This is a genomic window from Rhizobium sp. 32-5/1 (assembly GCF_029537235.1).
Lineage (GTDB): Bacteria > Pseudomonadota > Alphaproteobacteria > Rhizobiales > Rhizobiaceae > Pararhizobium.
In genome coordinates this window covers 1,611,881-1,631,875 of sequence record NZ_CP120638.1, presented here as the reverse complement: position 1 = coordinate 1,631,875, position 19,995 = coordinate 1,611,881, and the positions used below count along the sequence as shown (strand labels likewise).

Genomic DNA, 19,995 nt, shown 5'->3' with positions numbered 1-19,995 from the left:
TTCAACCAACCAAATGGCCCACGGAAAAGGACGAATTATGTACAAGATCGACAGCATGTACGAAGCCATGGCCGACGCCCTCGTCGAGGCAATTGGCGAGGGCAAGACGAGCCGCTGGATGGCGGCGTCCGCCTGGTGGCTGGGTCGCCAGCAGATCGCCAATGCGCCCGACTACTGGTTTGCAGTGGCGGCCCGCATCACGGCAGATCTGCCCGAGGCGGAGCGAGCGGGGATCGTTGCCCAGCTCAGCAAGGCCGAGGATCATTACGTTGACACTGCAGCGGCGATGCCGGGTACGCCCGACAATGTAGCAAGCTGGTTCGCGCGTTGGGAACCAGCCGATGCACCCATCGACATCGACAAGCTGCGTGCGGAGGCAGCTATCAAGGTCGACCGAGGTGCCGAGGCGTACCGCCTCAACTTCATCACCGCCGGCGCTGGCCAGGTGATGGCCTACCAGCAGAAGCTTTCCGAGGCCGAGGCTTTCCTCGCCGACGCAAACATCGATGAAGACACAATCCCGCACATCGTCGCGGAGGCCGCCATGGACGGGGTTTCGTTGGCTGACAAGGCTACCGAGATCGTCAGCGTGTTTCACGCGTGGCAAGCGGTCTCCGCCGGCATCGAGGCCAAACGTCTCGGCGCGAAGAAGGCGATCGGGATCGCAACGACCAAATCTGAAATCGACACAGCTGCGGCCGTTAACTGGCAGGGGCAATAACAATGTCCGCGTATATCCGGTCACTTGAAAAACAGAACGAGATGTTTCGCGAGGAACTTCGCATTCATGCTCAGGCCGTCGATGAGTTGAGCGAGCGACTTGCTGGCGCCCTCAAGCAGGTGGCGGAACTCCAGCCTCCGACCGCAGACGCTGTGACGGATGGTTCGCTAATCGACGGCGACCTGGTCGAGAAGTCCTCGACGCACTAGCGGCTTCGGCCAAATTCAAACGAAAAGGGTAAAGACATGCGAACCACGCTGGATATTCAGCGGTGGCTGCTTTCGCGTGATTAACCGCTAACTCTCAAAGGACATCGCTATGGAATTTGAACAGTGGCTGCAAAGCCGGCTGACGGCGCACGGCTATCCGGTTGGTATGATCGACGGGCACATCGGGCCGGTGACGATCGACGCGCTAAAGGCTTTCGAGAAGGCCAATGGCCTGACGATTGACGGGGCTGCTGATCCGAAGGTGGTGGCGGCCCTGCGGGCCTCGGCCAGCGCCGTCCCGCCGAAAATCATGATTGAGATCCCCAACCGGGACATCGTGCCTGCCAAAGAAACATTTCAGCCGTCGAAAACGGTCTGGCCACGCCAGTCCGAGTGCATGGCTGCCTATGGACCTGTCGGGCAGAACCAGGTGCAGATCGAAGTTCCCTTCGACATGTTCCTTGCGTGGTCCCCATCGACGCGACTGCGCAGGATGACACTGCATCGCAAGGTGGCCGCCTCGGCCGAGCGCGTGCTGCAGCGGGTGGCGCAGATCTACAATGCCAAGGAACGGGCAAGCCTCGGCATCGACCAGTTCGGCGGGTCGCTAAACGTGCGTAAGATGCGCGGCGGCAACAGCTATTCCATGCATAGCTGGGGTATTGCCATCGACTTCGACCCCGTTCGCAACGGACTGCATGTTCATAAGCCGCAGGCTCGTCTTTCGCATGCCGATGCCGTGCACTTCTGGGTGGTCTGGGAAAGCGAGGGTTGGCTTTCGCTGGGCAAGGCCCGCGACTTCGACTGGATGCATGTGCAGGCGGCGCGTCTCTGATGGGCGCGCTTTCCGCCAAGCTTCGCATCGGCACGGACAATCGCATTCTGTTCTGGTGCCCCGGCTGCGACGGCGCTCATCAGGTCGGCATCGGCGAGGGTTCCGGTCCTCGCTGGAGTTACAACGGCAATCCCGATGCACCGACGTTCACGCCTTCGGTGTTGGTTACCTACAATGGCCGTGACGCCGGGATCGACGGCGCACCACCGGCCGTCTGTCACTCCTTCATCGCCGATGGCCGCATCCAATTTCTCGGCGACTGCACCCATGAGCTCGCCGGGCAAACTGTCGATCTCCCCGATTTTGAAACCTAAAGGATATCACCATGCTCGACAAACTTCTTTCTCCGCTCACGACGGCTCGGCCGATCGGAACCGTCATTCGCGATGTGCTGGTCGCCCTGGGGGCGATCGTCGCGATCCTTGGCGCCATTGGCCTGCTTTCCGAGGGCCAGGTCTCCGCTATCAAAGAACAGATCGAAGTGCTTTCCGGCCAGGCGCCCGCTCTTGTCCTCGCTTTCGGCGTCCTCGTCACGGCGGTGACATCGATCCTGCGCACGCTGAAGTTCTCCAGCTCCGACAAGGCGGCGGAGGCTGCACAGGCTATCGATAAGGAGCTAGCGCCCGAAACCACAGTTGTCATCAAGACGCCGGGAAATGCGCCAGACATCTTTGTTTCTGGTGACAAGCAATAGGTTGGCTTTAAAATGAGCAGGAGTGGCGACGTGCCAAATACCGATACTGAGAGAGCCTATGAGAATGCTTTGCAGGCGCAGCTGGGGGAGAGGGTAACCAACCTTGGCCGCCGGCAAAGCGATCTAGAATCGGAGATGCGCTCCGGCTTCAAGCAAATGGAAAACGCGCTCGCTGGTTTCGCAAATGAAACGCGAGCGTCTATCGCATCGCTGTCGTCCAACATGGCAGAGCGCAACAAGCCTCAGTGGCAGGCGCTTGGTGTTGCGCTGACCTTTGCCGCCATGCTCGGCGGTCTCGCCTACATGCCAATCCGGGAAGCGACCTCCGATCTGAAATCATCTGTATCGTCACTGGCATCGATGATGGTGACGCGGCAAGAAATGGACTGGCGGCAGGCGAGGGGTGCAGAGGATCGGGCGCGGACGGATGCGGCGGTAACAGATCTTCGCGCCTCCCAGGTGCCGCGGCAGGAGCTGGAGCGCGTCTGGATATCTGAAGATCAGCAGCGGGCGCAGATGCAAAAGCAGATAGACGAGCTGAAAGCCAACTCAGCCGCTACTTATGGTGCGCGGGATGCTTTGCTGGATATGCGTGACCGGCTTGATCGCCTCGAGCGAATGCGCGTCGCTGCGTCGCCTTAGGCATAGGTGCATGGAATGCGGCTTCGGCTTAAATGGCATTGTGGGCCATAAGGCGCTCATAATAGTCTTCAGCCTTGGCCGCAGCTTGCCGGGCCGTAGGCTCGTACCCCTGATGGGGCGTAAGTCGTTCACGCACCTTTCCCCCATGGCCTGACCACATCCATGTGTTCCGCTTCGGTCCATGCGATTCGAAGCGGATGCGGCCGACGGGCCTCTCTCCGTCCCATCCCCGAAAGTCCGTTTGCCAGCTGTCCCTGTCGCCCTCATCGGGCCAGGTCACGCGCCATCTATAGCGGAGCTGGTATTCGGTCATGGGTGAGCCGTCCCGGTGCGCAAGGCTGTGGACTATGTGTGAATGTTCTGTTGAAAAGTCTGCTCGCTATCGAGCATGTTCTAATTATGTTCCGGTCGGGGAAGAGTCAAGATTGGGGCCACCAGATCTGCCCAGCTGGCTTAGAATGTGGGACATTCGAAAAATAAAGCGCAATAAAATCGGAGAGCGGTTTTTTGTCCCACATTTTTCGAAGCGCTTGTTTTACCAAGCTTCAGGTACTCCGGCATGGGGCACAATCAGCAAGGACATTATATCTTGAGAGTAGGAAAATAGAACTGCTTTCGCGAGGCAACCGCCTGGTTTCCATTTCGGTTACAGAGACCAACCAAAAAGTCGGCGGAGCCGGGATCTCCTGAAGGGACTTGAGGGTTGCGACGCGAGGACGATCCGGCGATTGACGGCGGGATCGCCGATAGGGTTGCTGTTAGGATCATCGATTAGGGTCGGGTCACGGCTCCATCTGCCAGTTTGTACCAGCGACGATTTTGCAGGGCCTCAGAGAATACACCGATTATTGATAAAGCGACCAAAGCAAAGTTTTGGTTTCGATTCTCAATCAACGATCCCCAAATCGTTTGATCTTCCGGTCCCGACGCCTTCCTATCAATCATCTTTAGGTGAACCAGACGATCCCGAATCGCCTTTAACTTTCGATAGTTCTCCCACGGTCTCTTTCCTCTTGGGCTTTTGATCCCGAGAGCACTTGGAAGGACGACGGCAATCTTTTCGTCGAGAGATACTTGGCGCTGAAGATCTACGCCGGAGAGCAATTCGGTTGAACCATCACGTTTCGTAACTGAAAAGGGGAAATCTTTAGGAATTGCCTCGTTCGCGAAAGCCTCAATCGCCGAAAAAGACATCACGATCTCTGCAGACATTTCTTGCAGGAAATCGAAAAGGCCGGTCTGATTCTCCGGGAAAACTCCCTGGGGAGCCGTATGGACTACAAATTCTTTGTTCAGATCGATTGCAGTTCGCCGACGGTGCGCTGCCGCCGCAAGGTCCAGGAACAGTGCAGGCGCGGACGGAAGACCGAATGATACAATCCTGCCAACTGAAAGAGACACTTTCTCGGTAGTCGCGATCGATCCTAACCCGGTGCCGACATAGTCGATTGCGAAGTAGCGCCAGTCCTCTGCCTCGAGCAAAGCTCTCTGTCTCTCGGTCGGCTCAATCTTCTTCTCGACCATCCACCGTCATCCGCTCACCGAAGTCCTACCAACGCCTAATCCCTACCCTCGTCGAATCGGGATTAACGAATAATGGGTCGGAACGTCCCCATAACCTGTCTCGTGTAGAAGTTGCTTCAAAGCAATGTCGGAAACGGCGGAATAAGGCGACGGGCCGACCGTCACATGAATAATAGGCAGAGGGCCTCGCCCCTCCAGCGTCGGCCGAAACCATTCGTAATACGGAACTGCACCAAGGGAACCAGCGCGAAAAAGTGTTTTCACTTTACCGTCTAGGTTGGGTCGATGACAGATAAGACGCCATTCTTTTTCCGCCTGAAAGGCTGTATTTTTAAACCGAGAGAGTAGCCAGACAATCTCTTTTGCCGCGCCTATCAGAAGTGGTTCCTCATCCTCTTCACGAAAAGCCGCTACGGCTTCAGTCTCCCTGTACTTGTTGTATATCAATTCGACCAGCCGGGCCGCCATCTCGCGCTGGTCATTCATGTCGTAGATCACCTCACAAAGATAGGCCGGAAAATTGTATCCGTCCTGCTCTAAGCCATCAGTCGCGAGTTCAATCGAGTAAGGTGTTACGTCTTTCCCATAATCACGCCATTGATTAAGGAGGTTGTCTTCCTCACTCATGCAAAAGACAATCGGTTGGAAAAAGTTGAAAGCGTCGCGAACCCATCGTTTGAGCTTATCTCCCGTCTCACGGGCGTCCGCATCATGCAGCGTCAGGAACTCATCTAAAACATGTTCGAAAACGTTTATTCCCCAAAATGACTCTGATCCATCGTTTAAAAACATGGAGTTCGAAAACCACAGAGTATTTTTCTCGAGAACGCCGATCAGACCGGCAGCACTAGTATAATGAAACAATGAGGGAGGTGCCGGCACGTCCGCCATCCGTGCACGGATCAACTCACGGGCAAGCCCTAAGAAAAGATCACTATGGTTTTGCGGTTCCGGCTCCTGAATACCAAGTCCGTCTTCGTTGACCGTGGTCGATTCCATCTAAATTTGCCTCAAACGTACGGCTCTGTTGAAAATAGACGCGTTACCATGCCCGTTGGATATACGCAGCGTGGCAGGAAATCTTTGAAAGCAATAGAAAATGGCAACGAAAGATTGTATTTTTCTGAGTTAGCCACTCTTTTGGAACATAACGAGAAGTCGTAGTGCCAACCGCGGCGGTACCCTTTTGATTCTTTGCCTTTGTCCCGGCCCTCCCAGATCGAAGGGGAAGGTCGTGGATGGGGATCACTGTTTCAAATGGCCCGCCGACCTCATGCCGGCGGGCCATTGTGTCATTGAAACACGCAATTGATTTCCGGCTCTGTTCTCGAAGCTTCCCAAGCTGAATACGAGGGTTCGATTCCCTTCACCCGCTCCATTCCTTCCGTTCAATTGTCCGCCTTGACGACCGGAACATGCGGTGTCTTGTTCCAGACGAAAGGTTTTTGGCGCAGCTCGAACACGGCTTTCCAGGCCGCTGCCGACATGACCAGCCAATAGACCGGCACGAAAACCCAGCGCGAGCCGACCGCCCGACGCTCCCGGTTGTTCATGCGGTTTCGTCCAAGCGCAATGAAGACGGCGTAGCTCCCGAAAATGTTGACGGTGTCGATGATGAACAGCCAGAGGGTTAGGGGTCTGCTGCGTGGGCACTCTGCTGCAGCATCGTCCAGATCAGATAGACGAGAAAGGCGATAATGATCGGATGGCCGAGCGAGGAAAGCAGCAAGCCGGCAATCAGGATCTGAAAGACGGTAAACCCAGCCCAGCCCATTTCGCCAGCGAGTTCCCCTGGTTCGCGCATCAGCACCAGCCAGGTCTGCAGCCAGCCCTTGAACCAGCGGGTGCGCTGGCCAAGCCAGACGCCGAGCGTCACCGGAGCATCCTCGAAGGTCGGCTTTGAAATGACCCGGGCGCGATAACCGAGGCGATGCAACCGCATGCCGAGATCTGCGTCCTCGGTCATATTGTATGGATCCCAGCCGCCGATGGCTCTCAGGGGGCGGTCCGGAAATGATTGGATGTACCCCCAAGCGGCAATGGTAGATCGGAGACGGACAGCATCGGTAAGAGACCACGAAACAGGCCGGCATATTCGAGCGCGAACAGCGCGCTCAGCCACGACTGCCGGGCATTGGTGATGATCAGAGGTGCCTGCAGGCAGATGACATGGGGTGGGGCCTTCGCAAACGTGGCATGGGCTTCGCGCAGCTGGCCCGGATCTGGGCGATCCTCTGCGTCATAAACCACCACCAGGGATCCGCGGCAGCCCGGCAACGCATAGGCCAGCGCCTTCGGCTTGGTTCGAGGAAGGCGCACCGGCACGCGAACGATTTCGTATTCCGGAGCAAGCCGCATCGTTTCCAAAGCGGCAATGGTTTCTGCGTCATCCTCTTCGCAGACGAATTTTATATCGAGGCGTGAGCGCGGCCAATCCAGCCTGTCCAGCGCCTGGACCAGTTGCGCCGCCACTCCCTTTTCCCTGTAGAGCGCAACCAGCACCGAATAGATGGGCAAGGGATCGCCGTCATGCGGCACGGCAGCTTGCTCATTCCTGTCCTGCCGCTCCCGGCGGAAGGCGCAGAACAGCGCGTAGAAGCGGACAAGCAGATTGGCGAGATAAAACAACGTCAGGACAATATGAACCAGGAGCATGCTGATCAGCGGCAAAGTGACGGCCGAGACAAGGAGACCGCAAAGCAGAACGCCCGTGTAGAAGCCCTGCCTGCCCCAGAACGTGATGCGTGCGCTGTGCAGCGGCGTCGTCTCGAACAGTGCACCGATAGTCTCGGAGACGCGTCGCAGGCCTGCGGCCTGCCATGCGGCGCGGCGTACCTCAGAGGCGGAGGATACGACGATGCTGGCTCTGAGGGCCGGAACGCGCTGCAGCGCCTCAAGGGTTTGTGCCAGCCGGTCGAGACGGGGGACGATCACGGTGATCGGCGGACGGGAGGGATGATGCAGACGCAGCGTTTCCGGGCGGACAAGCTGGGTGTCCAGACCGGCGATGTCAAGAATGCGGGAGGCGTCCAGAACCTTCATGAAGGGCACGCCCAGCGAGTTCGCCAAGGCTTCAAAATACAAGTTCTCGTCGATTTCGCCGGACGCCAGCAACTCTTCCTCGACGCAGGTCCCGTGCGCCTGCGCCATCAGCATCATCCGGGCGATCAACGGCTTGCCGATGCCCATGCGCAACAGGTCTCGCCCCTGCTGCAGAAGCTCCGGCTTGAGAGACAGCACAAGGGGCGCGGCCGGTGGTGTGGCGATCACGGCCTCCGGTTGTGCATTTGCTGTAGCTATCCCGGAACTGTCCGGATAATCTCCGAAGCGCATTCATGAACCCATTGCTTCGCAGCAATGCCCCGCAACTGTCCCCGCGATCGATCATAATGAGACGTGTTGTGCATTCATCCCTAAAATTCTACGGGTTACTCGCGTTAAACGTGTTTTTGGTTGTATTTTCTAGCACTGTGGCGCGAGCTGCTGATGGCGCTGTGCATGATATGCCCACGTTGTTTGACAGCCGTGAACGGATTGCCAAGCCGGACCTCAGCGGCCTTGTCCGGTTACGTTTCCTGACAACCGTCGATTTTCCGCCCTTCAACTTTATCGATCAATCCGGAAAACTCGCCGGCTATCATGTCGATCTCGTTCGCGAGATCTGCCGCTTTCTCGACATCGAGAAAAATGCGAAATTCAGGCCGTCACCTTCAACGAGTTGCAATCTGCGCTGCGGGAAGGGCAGGGGGAGGCGATAGTCGCTGGGGTTGCAATCAGTCCGGAATTGCGCCAGCGCTTTGCGTTTTCCCGCGTATTTATGAAGTTACCGGCGCGTTTTGCGGCAAACATGCGGTCGCTTGGGCGTGACGAAACGGTGAAGGCCTTGGCCGGAAAATCCGTAGGCGTCGTCGCTGGCACGACGCATGAGGCCATGCTGAAAGCATTTTTTCCCAAACTCGAAGTCAAAACTTTTCCAACGCGCAATGAGATGCTGGCAGCGCTCCAGGAGGGCACTGTCCCCGCCGTTTTTTCCGACGGCATGCAACTGTCGTTCTGGGTTTCTGCAGCGGATGCTGCCGGTTGCTGCACGCTTCTTGACGGTGCCTATTTCTCGCAGCGTTTCCTGGGCGAGGGGCTGGCAATCATGAACCGCAAGGAAGATTCGGCACTGACCCAGGCGATCGATCACGCGCTACTCGCCCTGTCACGCAATGGCCGGCTCAACGAAATCTATCTGCGGTATTTCCCTAACGGAATTTTCTGACTTTTTCGTCTATCGGCGGAAGCGAGCCATGGCCCCGCGCTCGATGGCGGCACAGGTCAGCTTGTCGAGACCGAGACGGTCGCGCAGCATCTGAAGCAGACGGATTTCCTCGTGGCGAATGGCAAGATCGGCGGCTGCCAGTTCGACCGCCAGCGCATAGGCCGTATCATATAGCCGGGCAGGCAGGGCCTCGCGGATGATCTCGAGAACGATGTCGAGACCTTCGGTGCCTGAAAGCTGTGAAGCGCAATCTCGGGCTATATCGACCAGGCGCTCGTCGTCGAAATCCTCGAAAATCGGAAGAAGCCGGCAGAGCGCTCCGATCCGTTCAAGTTCATCGTCGCTCATCGCTTTGTCGACGGCCGACATCATGACCATGACGTAGATGAGGGCTTCATGGTGGCCGAGTGTATCGAGCATGGGTTCCTAGCCTGTGTCAGCGTGATCTGTGGGAGGTACGGTCTTGTCTTCGCGCTTGCAAGGGTGCCGTCTCACTTTCCAGTGCAGCGGAGATGGGCGATCTGGTCTTCCGATAGCAAAAGGCCCGGTGCAACGGGTGCACCGGACCTCTGATGGAGCGATCTGTCAGACTCTCCGACCTGATCAGGTCGCGGCGCCCTGAATGGCGGAAACCTGCCAATTGCCGCCGCGCTTGCGCAGGAACGTCCAGAGTTCGACGGTTTCCGTCAGCCTGTCCGGGTCTCCTCGACCACGCGGCCGGTCGCGCGTTCCCGCAGTACGTCGATGCTCTCGTAGCGCATGGCAACCGTGGCATAGTCGTCATTGTCTTCGCGCCAGGATTCGGCGACATCGCCCTGCACAAGGCTCACGTCGCTGACCTCGTTTTTCAGGCCCTTGGTGGCATTGTCGCTCAGTTCTTCGGCAAGGTAGGACATGGCCTCCGGCGTCGTCAGCTTGCGCAAGGTCGCATAATCTTCGCCGGCATAGGCGGACTGCACTTGTTTCAGGATCGTCTCGAACACGTCGAGATCCTCCGGACCAATGCCGATTTCGTCCGTCGCGGCACTTGCCTCCTGCACGGGCAAGGGACGGTTGCCGCCACCGATGCGCGGAATGCTGAAGCCGGGGCTGGTGGCCTCGCGGTTGGCTTGCGAGCCAAAACCCTGGCCGAAACCTGAAAGCGGCGAGGCCGATCCACCGGAGCGCCCGGAGGCCGTTCCCGGCGCATAACCGGCTGACGCCGTCTGCCGGCCGCGGCCGAAAAACGCATGGCGAGCATGACGGCGCCCGCAATCAGCGCCATCTGCAAGAGCAGGCCGAGGAAGCCGATGCCGCCGCCAAAACCGGTGCCCATCATCATGCCGATCAGCCCGCCGAGCGCCAGACCACCGAGCATGGAGCCGGCGAAACCGCCGAACAGGCCGCGACCTTGCGTTCCGGGGCGTGCCGCCTGGCCAAGGCCCTGCTGGCCGGTCGCCTGGTTTGCGCCAGGCTGCGTCATCGTCCGGTCGATCGGCGTTGCGGTATTCGGCGCCGTGCGGGTGATTGCGGGTGTCTGGAACGTGCGTGTGCCGCGGCTGCCAAAGCCGCTGCTGGAGCGGCGCGCCTCGGCCACATCGACCACGGTGAGCATCACCGTCAAACCCACCGCCGCAAGGGCAAGAAACCGTCCAAAACGCTGCATTCAATCCGTTCCTCTCAAACTTCTCCCTGGGTCCTTTGGACCCGTAGGCACGGATATAGAGATTGAGGCTGACAGATTTAAGGGCAAATGCGTCTTTTACCGGCACTTAACCGTGAACCGGGGCTCAAGTGGCCGCAAACGCTCTCCTCTGGGGCACCACCTGTCGCCGGCTTTCTCAGTTCGTCAGGTCGTACGGCACCCGGTAGCCATTGGCCTCCAGCCATTCGATCGCCAGCTTCGGTTCGTCCGTCTGGATGATGGTTGCGCCGCGATCGGCCCAGAAGCCGTAGACCTCCTCCGGCCGCTGTCCGAAGACGGCGAGTTCGTCGCCGCGTCCGCCGGCCAGCATGGCGCCCGGTCTGTTGACGATCGGATAGGTGTTGACCCAGAGATGCCAGTTGCCGGCAATCGCTGCCGCCCGTGCCATGGCGCTGAACAGCGGTCCACCGCGATCCGTCAGCGGCGCGCCGGTCTCATGCCAGGTCACGAGTTCCGCCGCGAAGGCGGAAAACGCCCGGGTTGCCTGCGTCATGAAGCGGGCTTCGTGCACGGCATCGTCCGCCAGGATCGGCATGAACGGCACGTCGTCGCCGACGCTCGCGAGCACCGCCTTGGTGTCGTCGATCCGCTTGGCGTTCCAGACGGCTTCCTTGATCAGGATGCCATCGGCCATGCCCATGGCGCGGGCCGTGGCCGCGATCTCGGGCAGGGCGTCGGGGCCGAGCTTGTTGTCGATATTGACGAGGATGCGGCCTTTCGCGGTGGCCAGAGCCTGTTCCAGGGTCGGTATCGGTTCGTCGGTGATGATACCAGTGCCCTCGACGATCAGCCGACAGGCCTGCAGGTCGGTCAGGGTGCGTTTATCGACCTCGCCCTTGCAGGTCGTCGTCCGGTCGAGCCAGCTGTCGTGCATGACGATCAATCGGCCGTCTGCGGTTTTACGGATATCCATTTCGACGATTTCGGCGCCAAGATTGATGGCGTAGCGGATCGAGGCCAGCGAGTTCTCCGCCATCCGTATCCTGCCGTTCTCCTTCCAGCCCGCCCGGTGTGCCACGACCATGATGTGGCTGCGCCATTGGTTGGCATCCTGCAGCCGGTTGAGGATCTGGCTGGTCCGCGTCGTCTCGGCGGCGATGCCGTTGACCGTGACGGCGGCGAGAACAACAGCTGCAAAGATCGGGGCTGCCCATCGCATGACAATGCTCCATGTCCGTGATCCATGCGATGGCGATAGACCGCTGGGGTGACAGGGCCATGAAGCGCAGATGACGGAACGATGAATCTTGCGAGAGAGGCGAAGGTGAATTGGAGTGCGGACAACCCTCAGCTGTCGCGCAGCCTGCGGGAAAAGCGCTCGCCGGCAATGATGATCATGCCGGCGGAAATGATCAGCGCGGCACCTGCAAAGACCTGCGCGCCCGGAATATCGCCCCAGATGGCGAAACCCAGCAGGAACGCCCAGACCAGCGAGGAATATTCGAACGGCGCGAGAACAGAGACAGGTGCCCGGCGCATGCCCTCGAAAAGCGCATATTGGGCGATCCCGGCGATGATGCCCGTGCCGGCCATCAGGCCGAGATCGAGAAGCGTCGGCTGAACCCAATAGATCGCCATCGGAACGCAGGTAAACAGGATGAAGAAGCCGCTCGACAGCGTCATCTGCACCAGCGTCACCTCCATCAAGGCCGTCTTGCGCAACAGCACCGTGCCGATCGCCCAGAACACCGCAGCCTGCAGTGCGAGCAGCACCGGCGTGTTGAGCGTCATGCCCGCGCCCAGCGGATCGCAGGCGACCATGACCCCGGCAAACCCGACGACCACGGCGATCCAGCGCAGCGGCGGGACGTGTTCCTTGAGGATCGGCACGGCGAGAATAGTGATCAGGATCGGCGAGGCGTAATAGAGCGTCGTCAGTTCCGCGAGCCCGAGGTCGCGTGCCGCCGTATAATAGGAAAGCCAGGCCGCGAGCAGCAGCAGGTTGCGGATGAACATCGGCTTCAGCACCGGCGAGGCGATCGATTTGCGAACAACGGCGCTGCGGCCGACAACAAGGCACAGAGCAAAGATCGTGATGCTGCGCACGAACAGGATCTGGAAAACCGGCAGGCCGACCACCAGCCATTTGACCGCGGCATCCTGAAGCGAAAACAGGAAATAGGAAAAGATCGTCAAGAGGATGCCGGACAGGACGGAAGGGTTCACGGGAAGGCTCCAGGGCGCTCTGTCCGATGATGCGGGCAGGCCTTTCTGATAGCGCGGCGCCGCGTTGCGCGAAAGGGCACCCCGGGGAGGCGATGTGGTGAAAAATGGGGGCCGTCATGCCATCCCTGCCGCCTTGCCTGCCCTCGGCTACAGTCCAAGCACCGACAGCATGAGGAAGGTGGCAAACAGCACGAAATGCGTCATGCCCTCGATGGCATTGGTTTCGCCGTCGTTGAGGTTGATGGCCGCAACGATCAGCGTGATCGCCACCATGACCGTCTGCACCGGGGTCATCGCCATGATGAAGGGCTGGCCGGTATAAAGCGCGATCGCCTCCATCACGGGCACGGTCAGGATCACCGTCGATAGCGATGCGCCGAGCGCGATGTTGACCACCGCCTGCATGCGGTTGGCAAGGGCGGCCCGAAGGGCAGTCAGGATTTCCGGTGCTGCGGAAATGGCCGCAACCACGATCGCGGCCAGCACCGGCGGTGCGCCGGTCCCCTTGAGCCCTGCGGTCAGAAGCACCGACATGACCTCCGCCAGTCCACCGATGATGATGACGCCGATGACCAGGATAAAGATCGAACCGAGGATGGGCGTATCCTGCAGCGGTGCCTCGTCGGTTTTCGCCTTCGTCTTCGGATAGCTGTAGCTGAAGAAGTAGCTGTGGGCGCCGACCTGCATGCGCAGGAAAACCGCATAGAGCGTCACCATGGCGACGATGGTGAAGGCGGAATAGAAATGCCATTTGGCTTGCGGAATAAATTCCGGCACGACCATGGAAATGCCCATGGCGGTCAGGATCATCACGCTGTAGGTGCGGCTGGAATCGTCATTATAGGACTGCTCGCCATGCTTGATGCCGCCGAGAAGCGCCGCCAGCCCGAGAATGCCGTTGATGTCGAGCATGACCGCCGCATAAATCGTATCGCGCACCAGCGTCGGCGAGGCTTCCTTGGTCATGAGGATGGCGAGGATGATGACCTCGACGAGCACAGCCGACAAGGTCAGGATCATCGTGCCATAGGGATCACCGACCCGGGCCGCCAGCACCTCGGCATGATGGGCAACCCGCATTGAGGCCAGCACGATCGCCCCCACCAGAAATGCGGCCCCGGCAAGCGCCATGGCTTGCCCGGCTTCGAGCAGGCTGTGCTCGAACATATAACCGAGCACGCCCGCCAGAAGCGCCACCAGCAGCAGGATTTCGGATTTGAGAATGGAATACAAAAATACGCCCGCCGCTCGCCTGTCTCTGTTCGAACAAGAATAGGCCTCCAGGGCGGCATTTCAATATTGTGTTCTTTCTGAGAGATCTCCGGTGCGAGGATTATTTTCCTCTCCGCCTTTACTCGTGCCCGGCATTTCGGTAATCTTGCCGCCGAGAGAAGAGGCGCCTGTCTTGCGCCTTGTCCGCCCGCAGGATGGCAACGATGTTTTCACATGACAGCATTTGGGGAGCCATCGATGCGCTCGCCGAGCGTCATCAATTGTCTCCGTCCGGCCTTGCCCGCAGGGCCGGCCTCGACCCGACGTCGTTCAACAAATCCAAGCGGCATTCCGTGGACGGTCGCGAGCGCTGGCCGTCGACCGAATCGATCGCCAAGGTGCTGGACGCGACGGGTTCCACGATCGTCCAGTTCATGGATTTTCTGCGTCCAGATGGCCGTGACGGACAGTTTCCGGACGGCGCGTTTCCGCCGCAGGCCGGCTCGATACCGCTGCTCGGCTTTGCCCAGGCTGGTGCCGGCGGCTTTTTCGACGATGGCGGCTTTCCGGCCGGCCAAGGCTGGGACGTGGTCGATTTTCCGGCAGCCCCCGGCACCAAGGCCGGTGTCTACGCACTGGAAATCCAGGGCGACAGCATGCTGCCGCTCTATCGCGACGGCGACGTGCTGATCGTCGAGCCCGGCGCGCAGATCCGCCGCGGCGACCGCGTGGTCGTGAAAACCAAGGAGGGCGAGGTCATGGCCAAGGTACTGGTGCGCCAGACGGTGCGCAGCATCGAGCTTCTCTCGCTCAATCCAGACCATGCGAACCGGACCTTCGATGTCAGCGACGTCGAGTGGATCGCGCGGATCATCTGGGCAAGCCAGTAGACGTGGCGAGGATGCGCGACGTCTCGACCATAGGATATGTTTCCTGATGAAGCAGCATCTCCTGACGCTTGGCGGCGGCTGCGCCGGTATTGCCTTGACCATCATGCTCTTGTCTTTCGGTTCCGCGACGATCAGGGGCCGCGAAAGTGCTGCGACGTCGGATTTCGTGCTGGAAACGCCTGATATGGCCGATCTCGGCGAGACCGATGATGCGGGACTGGACGAGGACAATGCGGCGGATCTTTCCGATGGGGAAGCGCTGGCGGTGCGCAGCATCGAACCGTTGCAATTCGGGCTGCCCGAGGAGGTATTGACTGCGCCGCTGGAGCGGATCGAGCCCCGCCCGCCGCTGTCCGAGCCCACCGCCAAGGAGGTAAAGCCGGTCACCACTGTTCTGCGCAACCCGGTCGCCGTTTCGGCGGGGCTGATCCGCTTCGGTGATAGGCTCCTGCAGTTGGAGGGTATCGAGCCCCAGGACGCCGCGCGCGTCTGCGACAGTGGCGGAAAATCCTGGCCTTGCGGCATGGTTGCGCGAACGGCGTTGCGCAATTTTCTGCGGGCCCGCGCACTGGTCTGCCGCGTGCCGGAGGGCCGATGGACGGGCACCGTCATCAGCACCTGCACCGTCGCGGGCCTCGATCCCGCCGCCTGGCTTGTGGAGAGCGGCTGGGCGACGGTGCCGGACGGATCACCGCTTTCCGACAAGGCTGCGGTTGCCGCAGAGGCCCGCCTTGGATTTTCTGGCTCCGATCCGCGCGGCACAATCCCGGCCATCGCCAAAGAAGATTTGAACGACGGCATAACCACTGAAAGTGCCCTGCCGGACCTGTAAGCAGGAAAACGCCGGTCATGTCGCGAAACGAAGCGCACCGGGCTTGAAAGCAGGGCAGCATCGGCCTTTCGGAAGGGGAGGCTAACCTTGCAGAATCGCGCGGCCTTGGGGATCGCCTATCTGTGCCTCGGCATCCTGATCTTTTCGCTACAGGACGCGATCATCAAGGCGGTGTCCGGCAGCTATCCGCTGACCCAGGTGGTGGCGACGCGCGGCGTTGTCGCGATCCCGCTCCTGCTTGCCTTCGTTCATGTGGAATCCGGCCTTGGCTCGATCTTCGCCCGCAATGTCTGGCCGCTTGCCGGCCGGGCTCTTCTGCTGCTCGTCGCCTATACCAGTTATTATATGGCCTTTCCGGCGCTGCCGCTGGCCGATGCCGTGGCGCTCTATTTCACAGTGCCGCTGTTCATGCTGGCGCTCGCCGCACCCTTGCTGGGTGAGGCGATCGGCTGGCGGAGGATCGCGGCGGTCTGTGTCGGCTTCATCGGCGTCATGGTGATGCTGCGCCCGGGCGCCGGCCTGTTCGAGCCGGCGGCCCTGCTCTCGCTGTTTTCGGCGGCAACTTATGCGCTCGCCATGCTGATGGCGCGCAGGATGGGCAGTGATGTCTCCGCCTCGGTCATGTCCTTCTACCAGAACGGCGTCTATCTCATCGGCGCGCTGCTCATTGCCGGTTTTTCCATGCCACCGGCATCCACGAGGCAAGCCACAAGTCGATCGAATTCCTGATCCGCCCCTGGGTCTGGCCCAACCCGCATGATTTCCTTTTGATCGCCTCCTGCGGCGTTATCGCCGCGGTCGCCATGACGCTCCTCACCAACGCCTACCGCATCGCCAAAGCCAGCGTCGTCACCTCCTTCGAATATACCGGCATGCTCTGGGCCCCGCTCTGGGGTTTTTGTTCTTCGGCGAGGTGCCCTATCTGACGACGGTTGCCGGGGCTGGGCTTATCATTGCGTCGGGCCTGTTTGCGCTGTCATCGCCGACAGCACGGGAGGATAAGGGCGTGGCCGGGGAGGAAATGTAGGGAGATCCCGCGGAGGCTTCGCGCTGCAGTGTCATTGAATAAATTTCGAGCAGTTTGCGAATGTGATTGGACCACGTTGCCGAACAGCGAACGGTAAACGCAACAGTCGCGGCGGATCAGGAGGTTAGACGTCAATAATCGGTTAGTCTCAATTCGTCGGCACTCATTTGGAATGAGGCGAGACTCGACAAGAAGCTCATCCCCAGCAAGCTCTGATCAAGCTCGTTTTTCTGCGATACCAATGCCGGAACTGTGTGGCGTGAAATAGACCCGATTGAAACGATGCGCAGGGTGGTCAGGGCATTCAATCTCAAGCCGCCAGCTGTCGAAACCGGAACATTGAATTCCAACTTCTGCATGTCGATACCAATTTTTCGGGCGTCCGCATGACTTAAAACGATCTGGCTTGCTCCCGTGTCAACCAACATGGTCAGTTCGCGACCGTTGATCTTCGCTGATGTCTCGAAATGACCTCCGGTTGCTTTATGCACAAGCACTTCAGATCGCCCGTTGTTCGTTGTTACGGCGATAGCCTTTCCGGGAAGGATCGCGGCCAAGAGCCGGTTACCGTGGTGAAAAAGATGGTCACGGTTAATGTATGTGAACATAAGACAAAGTGCTACGGCGGTCCAGATAACAAGATGAAGTTCCGGTAGAAAAAGCCTTCGAAAACGGAACATCAGACCGACGGCCGCTACAGCTAGACATGATGGAATTATATAAGTTGATGGTCCAAACCTATCGACGCCTCCGTTGATGAGCATGAATGCAGCGCTGGCGGCTGCGAGCAAAACAATTAGATATATTCGGCTCTTCATAGGACCCACTAATTTCGGCAGGTATGTTTCTTAAACTTAAAATTGCCGTATCTAGAGAAATCGCGATGTCACTGTCAACGTATAAACAACAGAACTGGGGTGGTCATTGCTCCTTCAAGGAATGACTTCTAAACAAAACCAAACAATATGAGGATGAGGATCCTGGTAGAGGCGGCCTAAGCCGCCTCCCTCTTCGCATACGGATCAAACCGCCCGTAAAACGTCTCGCCCTTCGCTGCCATGTCCTGCAGCAGAGCCGTCGGCCGGAAATGCTCGCCGTAAGTCTCGGCCAGTTTCTCGCACAGTGCCACGAAGGCCTTCACGCCCATGCCGTCGATATAGCTCAGCGTGCCGCCGGTATAGGGGCGAAGCCGAAGCCGAGGATGGAGCCGACGTCGGCTTCGCGGGGGTCGGTGACGATGCCCTCTTCCATGGTGCGGGCGGCTTCGAGCGCGATCGTGGCGAGGAAGCGCTGTTTCAGCACGTTGACGTCGAAGGCGTCGGCCGACTTCTGCGGGAAGAGGTCCTTCAGGCCCGGCCAGAGCGATTTCTTGGCGGGCTTAGCCGGGTAGTCGTAGAAGCCCTTGCCGTTCTTGCGGCCGCGGCGGTCGAGGTCGTCGACCAGCTTGTTGATCAGCGTCATGTGCTGCGGATCGACGGCCGCTTCGCCGAGATCGGCAATCGAAGCTTTGAGAATCTTCTGCGAAAGATCGATCGCCACCTCGTCGTTGAGCGACAGCGGCCCGACCGGCATGCCGGCCATCTTGGCGGCATTCTCGATCATCGCCGCCGGCACGCCTTCGATCAGCATGTCATAGGCTTCGTGGATATAGCGGAAGACGCAGCGGTTGACGTAGAAGCCGCGCGTGTCGTTTACGACGATCGGCGTCTTCTTGATCGCCGCGACGAAATCGAGCGCTGCGGCCAAAGCCTCGTCGCCGGTTTCCTTGCCCATGATGACTTCCGTCAGCATCATCTTTTCGACCGGCGAGAAGAAGTGGATGCCGATGAACTGCGCCGGACGCTTGGAATTCTTCGCAAGGCCGGTGATCGGCAGAGTCGAGGTGTTGGAGGCAAAGATTGCGTCTTCGGCCAGAACGGCCTCGACCTTTTCGATCACATCCTTCTTGACCTGGCGGTCCTCGAATACGGCCTCGACGACGAGCTTGACGTCGGCCAGGTCGTTGTAGTCGGCGGACGGGGTGATCAGCGCCAAGAGCGCCTCACCCTGTTCCTGCGTCATCCGGCCCTTGCCAATCGAGTCCTTCACGAGACCCTCGGAATGAGCCTTGCCCTTGCTGGCAGCTTCCATGTCGCGGTCGACAAGCGTGACGGGAATGCCGGCAGCGGCCGTGACATAGGCGATCGAGGCGCCCATGAAGCCGGCGCCGACGACGCCGATCTTGGCGAATTTGGACTTTGGAGGACCGGCTGGGCGACGGGCGCCCTTGCCGAGTTCCTGCATCGAGACGAACAGCGAGCGGATCATCGAGAAGGCCTCGGTGGTCTGCAGAACCTGCGTGAAGTAACGCTGCTCGATCTTCAGCCCGGTGTCGAACGGCACCTGCAGGCCTTCATAGACGCATTTCAGAATGGCGAGCGCGCCGGGATAGTTGCCATAGGTTTCGCGGCGCAGGATGCCGGAGGCCGCCGGCCAGAGCTGGGCCGCAGCCGGCGTCCAGATGCCGCCGCCGGGCACCTTGAAGCCCTTTTCATCCCAGGGCTGGACGGGTTTGAGGCCGTTCTTCAGCATGGTTTTTGCGGCGTCGATGAGCTTGTCGGGATCGGCCAGTTCATGCACGAGGCCCATCGCCTTGGCACGCTGCGGGGTGAGCGAGGAGCCGGTGGTCATCATCTGCAGGGCGTCCTGCGCATTCGTCAGACGCGGTACACGCTGCGTGCCGCCGGCGCCCGGGAAAATGCCGACCTTGACTTCCGGAAGCGCGATCTTGACCGATTTGACGTTGGAGGCGACGCGACCGTGGCAGGCCAGCGACAGCTCGAAAGCGCCGCCCATGCAGGTGCCGTTGATCGCCGAAACCCAGGGCTTGCCGCAGGTTTCAAGCTTGCGGAAGAGGCCGTTCATCTGGCCGCAAAGCTCGAACAGTTTCTCGGTGGCGGTGTCCGGGTTCTTCTTCTTCTCTTCGGCCTGGAAGGTGAACATGCCCTTGATCATCGACAGATCGGCACCGCCGGAGAAGGTTGACTTGCCGGAGGTGAAGACGACGCCCTTGATTTCGGCATCGGCCACGACCGCGTCGATGATCGCGTTGAGCTCTTCAAGGACGGCAGCGGTGAACACATTCATCGACTTGTCCGGCATGTCCCAGGTAACAAGCGCCAGACCGTCGGCATCCGTTTCGATGGTGAAGTTGGTATAGGTCATGATGGGGTCTCTCCCTGAAATTCTGTGGCGGTTAAGCCCCTCCCCTTGTGGGGAGGGGTTGGGGAGGGGCGTTCTTGCCGTGACGGCGACA

Annotated in this window: 20 protein-coding genes and 3 pseudogenes; 11 read left to right on the top strand and 12 right to left on the bottom strand. The window is 59.6% G+C overall.

Annotation, left to right across the window (positions count from 1 at the left end; translation table 11 throughout):
* The first annotated feature begins 37 nt into the window (after positions 1-37).
* The 6 genes from P6U16_RS08355 (at position 38) to P6U16_RS08330 (ending at position 3,101) form a co-directional block, all read left to right on the top strand.
* A complete protein-coding gene (locus tag P6U16_RS08355) occupies positions 38-721 on the top strand; it encodes a hypothetical protein (protein ID WP_277703343.1) in 684 nt (227 codons plus the stop codon).
* A 2-nt stretch (positions 722-723) separates the two neighbouring features.
* Positions 724-930, top strand: a complete 207-nt coding sequence (locus tag P6U16_RS08350) for a hypothetical protein (RefSeq protein ID WP_277703342.1) — start codon at positions 724-726, stop codon at positions 928-930.
* A 109-nt stretch (positions 931-1,039) separates the two neighbouring features.
* The gene (locus tag P6U16_RS08345) at positions 1,040-1,765 is read left to right on the top strand and encodes a peptidoglycan-binding protein (protein ID WP_277703341.1); all 726 of its coding nucleotides are present in this window, start codon (positions 1,040-1,042) and stop codon (positions 1,763-1,765) included.
* Complete coding sequence (locus tag P6U16_RS08340) at positions 1,765-2,079, top strand: DUF6527 family protein (protein ID WP_277703340.1); 315 nt, start codon at positions 1,765-1,767, stop codon at positions 2,077-2,079. Before P6U16_RS08345 ends, P6U16_RS08340 begins: the two co-directional genes overlap by 1 nt.
* Before the next feature lie 11 nt (positions 2,080-2,090).
* Positions 2,091-2,459 carry a hypothetical protein gene (locus P6U16_RS08335; RefSeq protein ID WP_277703339.1) on the top strand — a complete coding sequence of 123 codons (369 nt, stop codon included), beginning with the start codon at positions 2,091-2,093 and terminating at the stop codon, positions 2,457-2,459.
* Positions 2,460-2,489: 30 nt separating this feature from the next.
* Complete coding sequence (locus tag P6U16_RS08330) at positions 2,490-3,101, top strand: hypothetical protein (protein WP_277703338.1); 612 nt, start codon at positions 2,490-2,492, stop codon at positions 3,099-3,101.
* A gap of 771 nt (positions 3,102-3,872) precedes the next feature.
* Here the strand turns inward: P6U16_RS08330 and P6U16_RS08325 are convergent.
* The 5 genes from P6U16_RS08325 to P6U16_RS08305 all read right to left on the bottom strand — a co-directional run bounded on the left by P6U16_RS08325 (position 3,873) and on the right by P6U16_RS08305 (position 7,895).
* Positions 3,873-4,625, bottom strand: a complete 753-nt coding sequence (locus P6U16_RS08325) for a hypothetical protein (protein ID WP_277703337.1) — start codon at positions 4,623-4,625, stop codon at positions 3,873-3,875.
* A 42-nt stretch (positions 4,626-4,667) separates the two neighbouring features.
* Positions 4,668-5,624, bottom strand: coding sequence for a DUF2971 domain-containing protein (locus P6U16_RS08320; RefSeq protein WP_277703336.1), 957 nt, complete (start codon positions 5,622-5,624; stop codon positions 4,668-4,670).
* A gap of 389 nt (positions 5,625-6,013) precedes the next feature.
* Positions 6,014-6,178 (bottom strand): hypothetical protein, encoded by a 165-nt coding sequence (locus tag P6U16_RS08315; protein ID WP_277703335.1) that lies wholly within the window; start codon positions 6,176-6,178, stop codon positions 6,014-6,016.
* 77 nt (positions 6,179-6,255) lie between these two features.
* Complete coding sequence (locus P6U16_RS08310; RefSeq protein ID WP_277703790.1) at positions 6,256-6,624, bottom strand: glycosyltransferase family 2 protein; 369 nt, start codon at positions 6,622-6,624, stop codon at positions 6,256-6,258.
* Complete coding sequence (locus P6U16_RS08305; RefSeq protein WP_277703334.1) at positions 6,621-7,895, bottom strand: glycosyltransferase; 1,275 nt, start codon at positions 7,893-7,895, stop codon at positions 6,621-6,623. The genes P6U16_RS08310 and P6U16_RS08305 overlap by 4 nt, the downstream gene beginning before the upstream one ends.
* Positions 7,896-8,014: 119 nt before the next feature.
* Here P6U16_RS08305 and P6U16_RS08300 point away from each other — a divergent pair.
* Positions 8,015-8,889, top strand: a pseudogene (locus P6U16_RS08300) (transporter substrate-binding domain-containing protein).
* A gap of 9 nt (positions 8,890-8,898) precedes the next feature.
* Here the strand turns inward: P6U16_RS08300 and P6U16_RS08295 are convergent.
* From P6U16_RS08295 to P6U16_RS08275, 5 genes and pseudogenes are all read right to left on the bottom strand, one after another.
* A complete protein-coding gene (locus tag P6U16_RS08295; RefSeq protein ID WP_277703333.1) occupies positions 8,899-9,309 on the bottom strand; it encodes a tellurite resistance TerB family protein in 411 nt (136 codons plus the stop codon).
* 183 nt (positions 9,310-9,492) lie between these two features.
* Positions 9,493-10,534: pseudogene (locus P6U16_RS08290) on the bottom strand (Tim44 domain-containing protein).
* A 175-nt stretch (positions 10,535-10,709) separates the two neighbouring features.
* On the bottom strand, positions 10,710-11,732 hold the full coding sequence (locus P6U16_RS08285) for a glycerophosphodiester phosphodiesterase family protein (protein WP_277703332.1): 1,023 nt from the start codon (positions 11,730-11,732) through the stop codon (positions 10,710-10,712).
* Positions 11,733-11,860: 128 nt separating this feature from the next.
* Complete coding sequence (locus tag P6U16_RS08280) at positions 11,861-12,739, bottom strand: DMT family transporter (RefSeq protein ID WP_277703331.1); 879 nt, start codon at positions 12,737-12,739, stop codon at positions 11,861-11,863.
* A gap of 147 nt (positions 12,740-12,886) precedes the next feature.
* Entirely contained in the window at positions 12,887-13,972 is a 1,086-nt protein-coding gene (locus P6U16_RS08275; protein WP_277703330.1) for a calcium:proton antiporter, read from the bottom strand.
* Between the two features lie 203 nt (positions 13,973-14,175).
* Here P6U16_RS08275 and P6U16_RS08270 point away from each other — a divergent pair, with 203 nt between their 5' ends.
* The 4 genes from P6U16_RS08270 (at position 14,176) to P6U16_RS28335 (ending at position 16,599) form a co-directional block, all read left to right on the top strand.
* Complete coding sequence (locus P6U16_RS08270; RefSeq protein ID WP_277703329.1) at positions 14,176-14,841, top strand: helix-turn-helix transcriptional regulator; 666 nt, start codon at positions 14,176-14,178, stop codon at positions 14,839-14,841.
* A 46-nt stretch (positions 14,842-14,887) separates the two neighbouring features.
* Positions 14,888-15,673 carry a thermonuclease family protein gene (locus P6U16_RS08265; RefSeq protein WP_277703328.1) on the top strand — a complete coding sequence of 262 codons (786 nt, stop codon included), beginning with the start codon at positions 14,888-14,890 and terminating at the stop codon, positions 15,671-15,673.
* Between the two features lie 87 nt (positions 15,674-15,760).
* Positions 15,761-16,402, top strand: coding sequence for a DMT family transporter (locus tag P6U16_RS08260; protein ID WP_349017679.1), 642 nt, complete (start codon positions 15,761-15,763; stop codon positions 16,400-16,402).
* Between the two features lie 38 nt (positions 16,403-16,440).
* Entirely contained in the window at positions 16,441-16,599 is a 159-nt protein-coding gene (locus P6U16_RS28335; protein ID WP_349017678.1) for a hypothetical protein, read from the top strand.
* 232 nt (positions 16,600-16,831) lie between these two features.
* Here the strand turns inward: P6U16_RS28335 and P6U16_RS08255 are convergent, their stop codons facing one another.
* Positions 16,832-17,257: a TIGR02281 family clan AA aspartic protease gene (locus P6U16_RS08255; protein WP_277703327.1), complete on the bottom strand. Its 426-nt coding sequence runs from the start codon at positions 17,255-17,257 to the stop codon at positions 16,832-16,834.
* Positions 17,258-17,694: 437 nt separating this feature from the next.
* Positions 17,695-19,904, bottom strand: a pseudogene (locus P6U16_RS08250) (FAD-dependent oxidoreductase).
* Positions 19,905-19,995: the final 91 nt, after the last annotated feature.

Coding starts and splice junctions, on each gene's coding strand:
- P6U16_RS08335 (WP_277703339.1), top strand. CDS start 2,091: ATGCTCGACAAACTTCTTTCTCCGCTCACGACGGCTCGGCCGATCGGA.
- P6U16_RS08340 (WP_277703340.1), top strand. CDS start 1,765: ATGGGCGCGCTTTCCGCCAAGCTTCGCATCGGCACGGACAATCGCATT.
- P6U16_RS08265 (WP_277703328.1), top strand. CDS start 14,888: ATGAAGCAGCATCTCCTGACGCTTGGCGGCGGCTGCGCCGGTATTGCC.
- P6U16_RS08320 (WP_277703336.1), bottom strand. CDS start 5,624: ATGGAATCGACCACGGTCAACGAAGACGGACTTGGTATTCAGGAGCCG.
- P6U16_RS08350 (WP_277703342.1), top strand. CDS start 724: ATGTCCGCGTATATCCGGTCACTTGAAAAACAGAACGAGATGTTTCGC.
- P6U16_RS08345 (WP_277703341.1), top strand. CDS start 1,040: ATGGAATTTGAACAGTGGCTGCAAAGCCGGCTGACGGCGCACGGCTAT.
- P6U16_RS08285 (WP_277703332.1), bottom strand. CDS start 11,732: ATGCGATGGGCAGCCCCGATCTTTGCAGCTGTTGTTCTCGCCGCCGTC.
- P6U16_RS08315 (WP_277703335.1), bottom strand. CDS start 6,178: ATGAACAACCGGGAGCGTCGGGCGGTCGGCTCGCGCTGGGTTTTCGTG.
- P6U16_RS08355 (WP_277703343.1), top strand. CDS start 38: ATGTACAAGATCGACAGCATGTACGAAGCCATGGCCGACGCCCTCGTC.
- P6U16_RS08295 (WP_277703333.1), bottom strand. CDS start 9,309: ATGCTCGATACACTCGGCCACCATGAAGCCCTCATCTACGTCATGGTC.
- P6U16_RS08270 (WP_277703329.1), top strand. CDS start 14,176: ATGTTTTCACATGACAGCATTTGGGGAGCCATCGATGCGCTCGCCGAG.
- P6U16_RS08325 (WP_277703337.1), bottom strand. CDS start 4,625: ATGGTCGAGAAGAAGATTGAGCCGACCGAGAGACAGAGAGCTTTGCTC.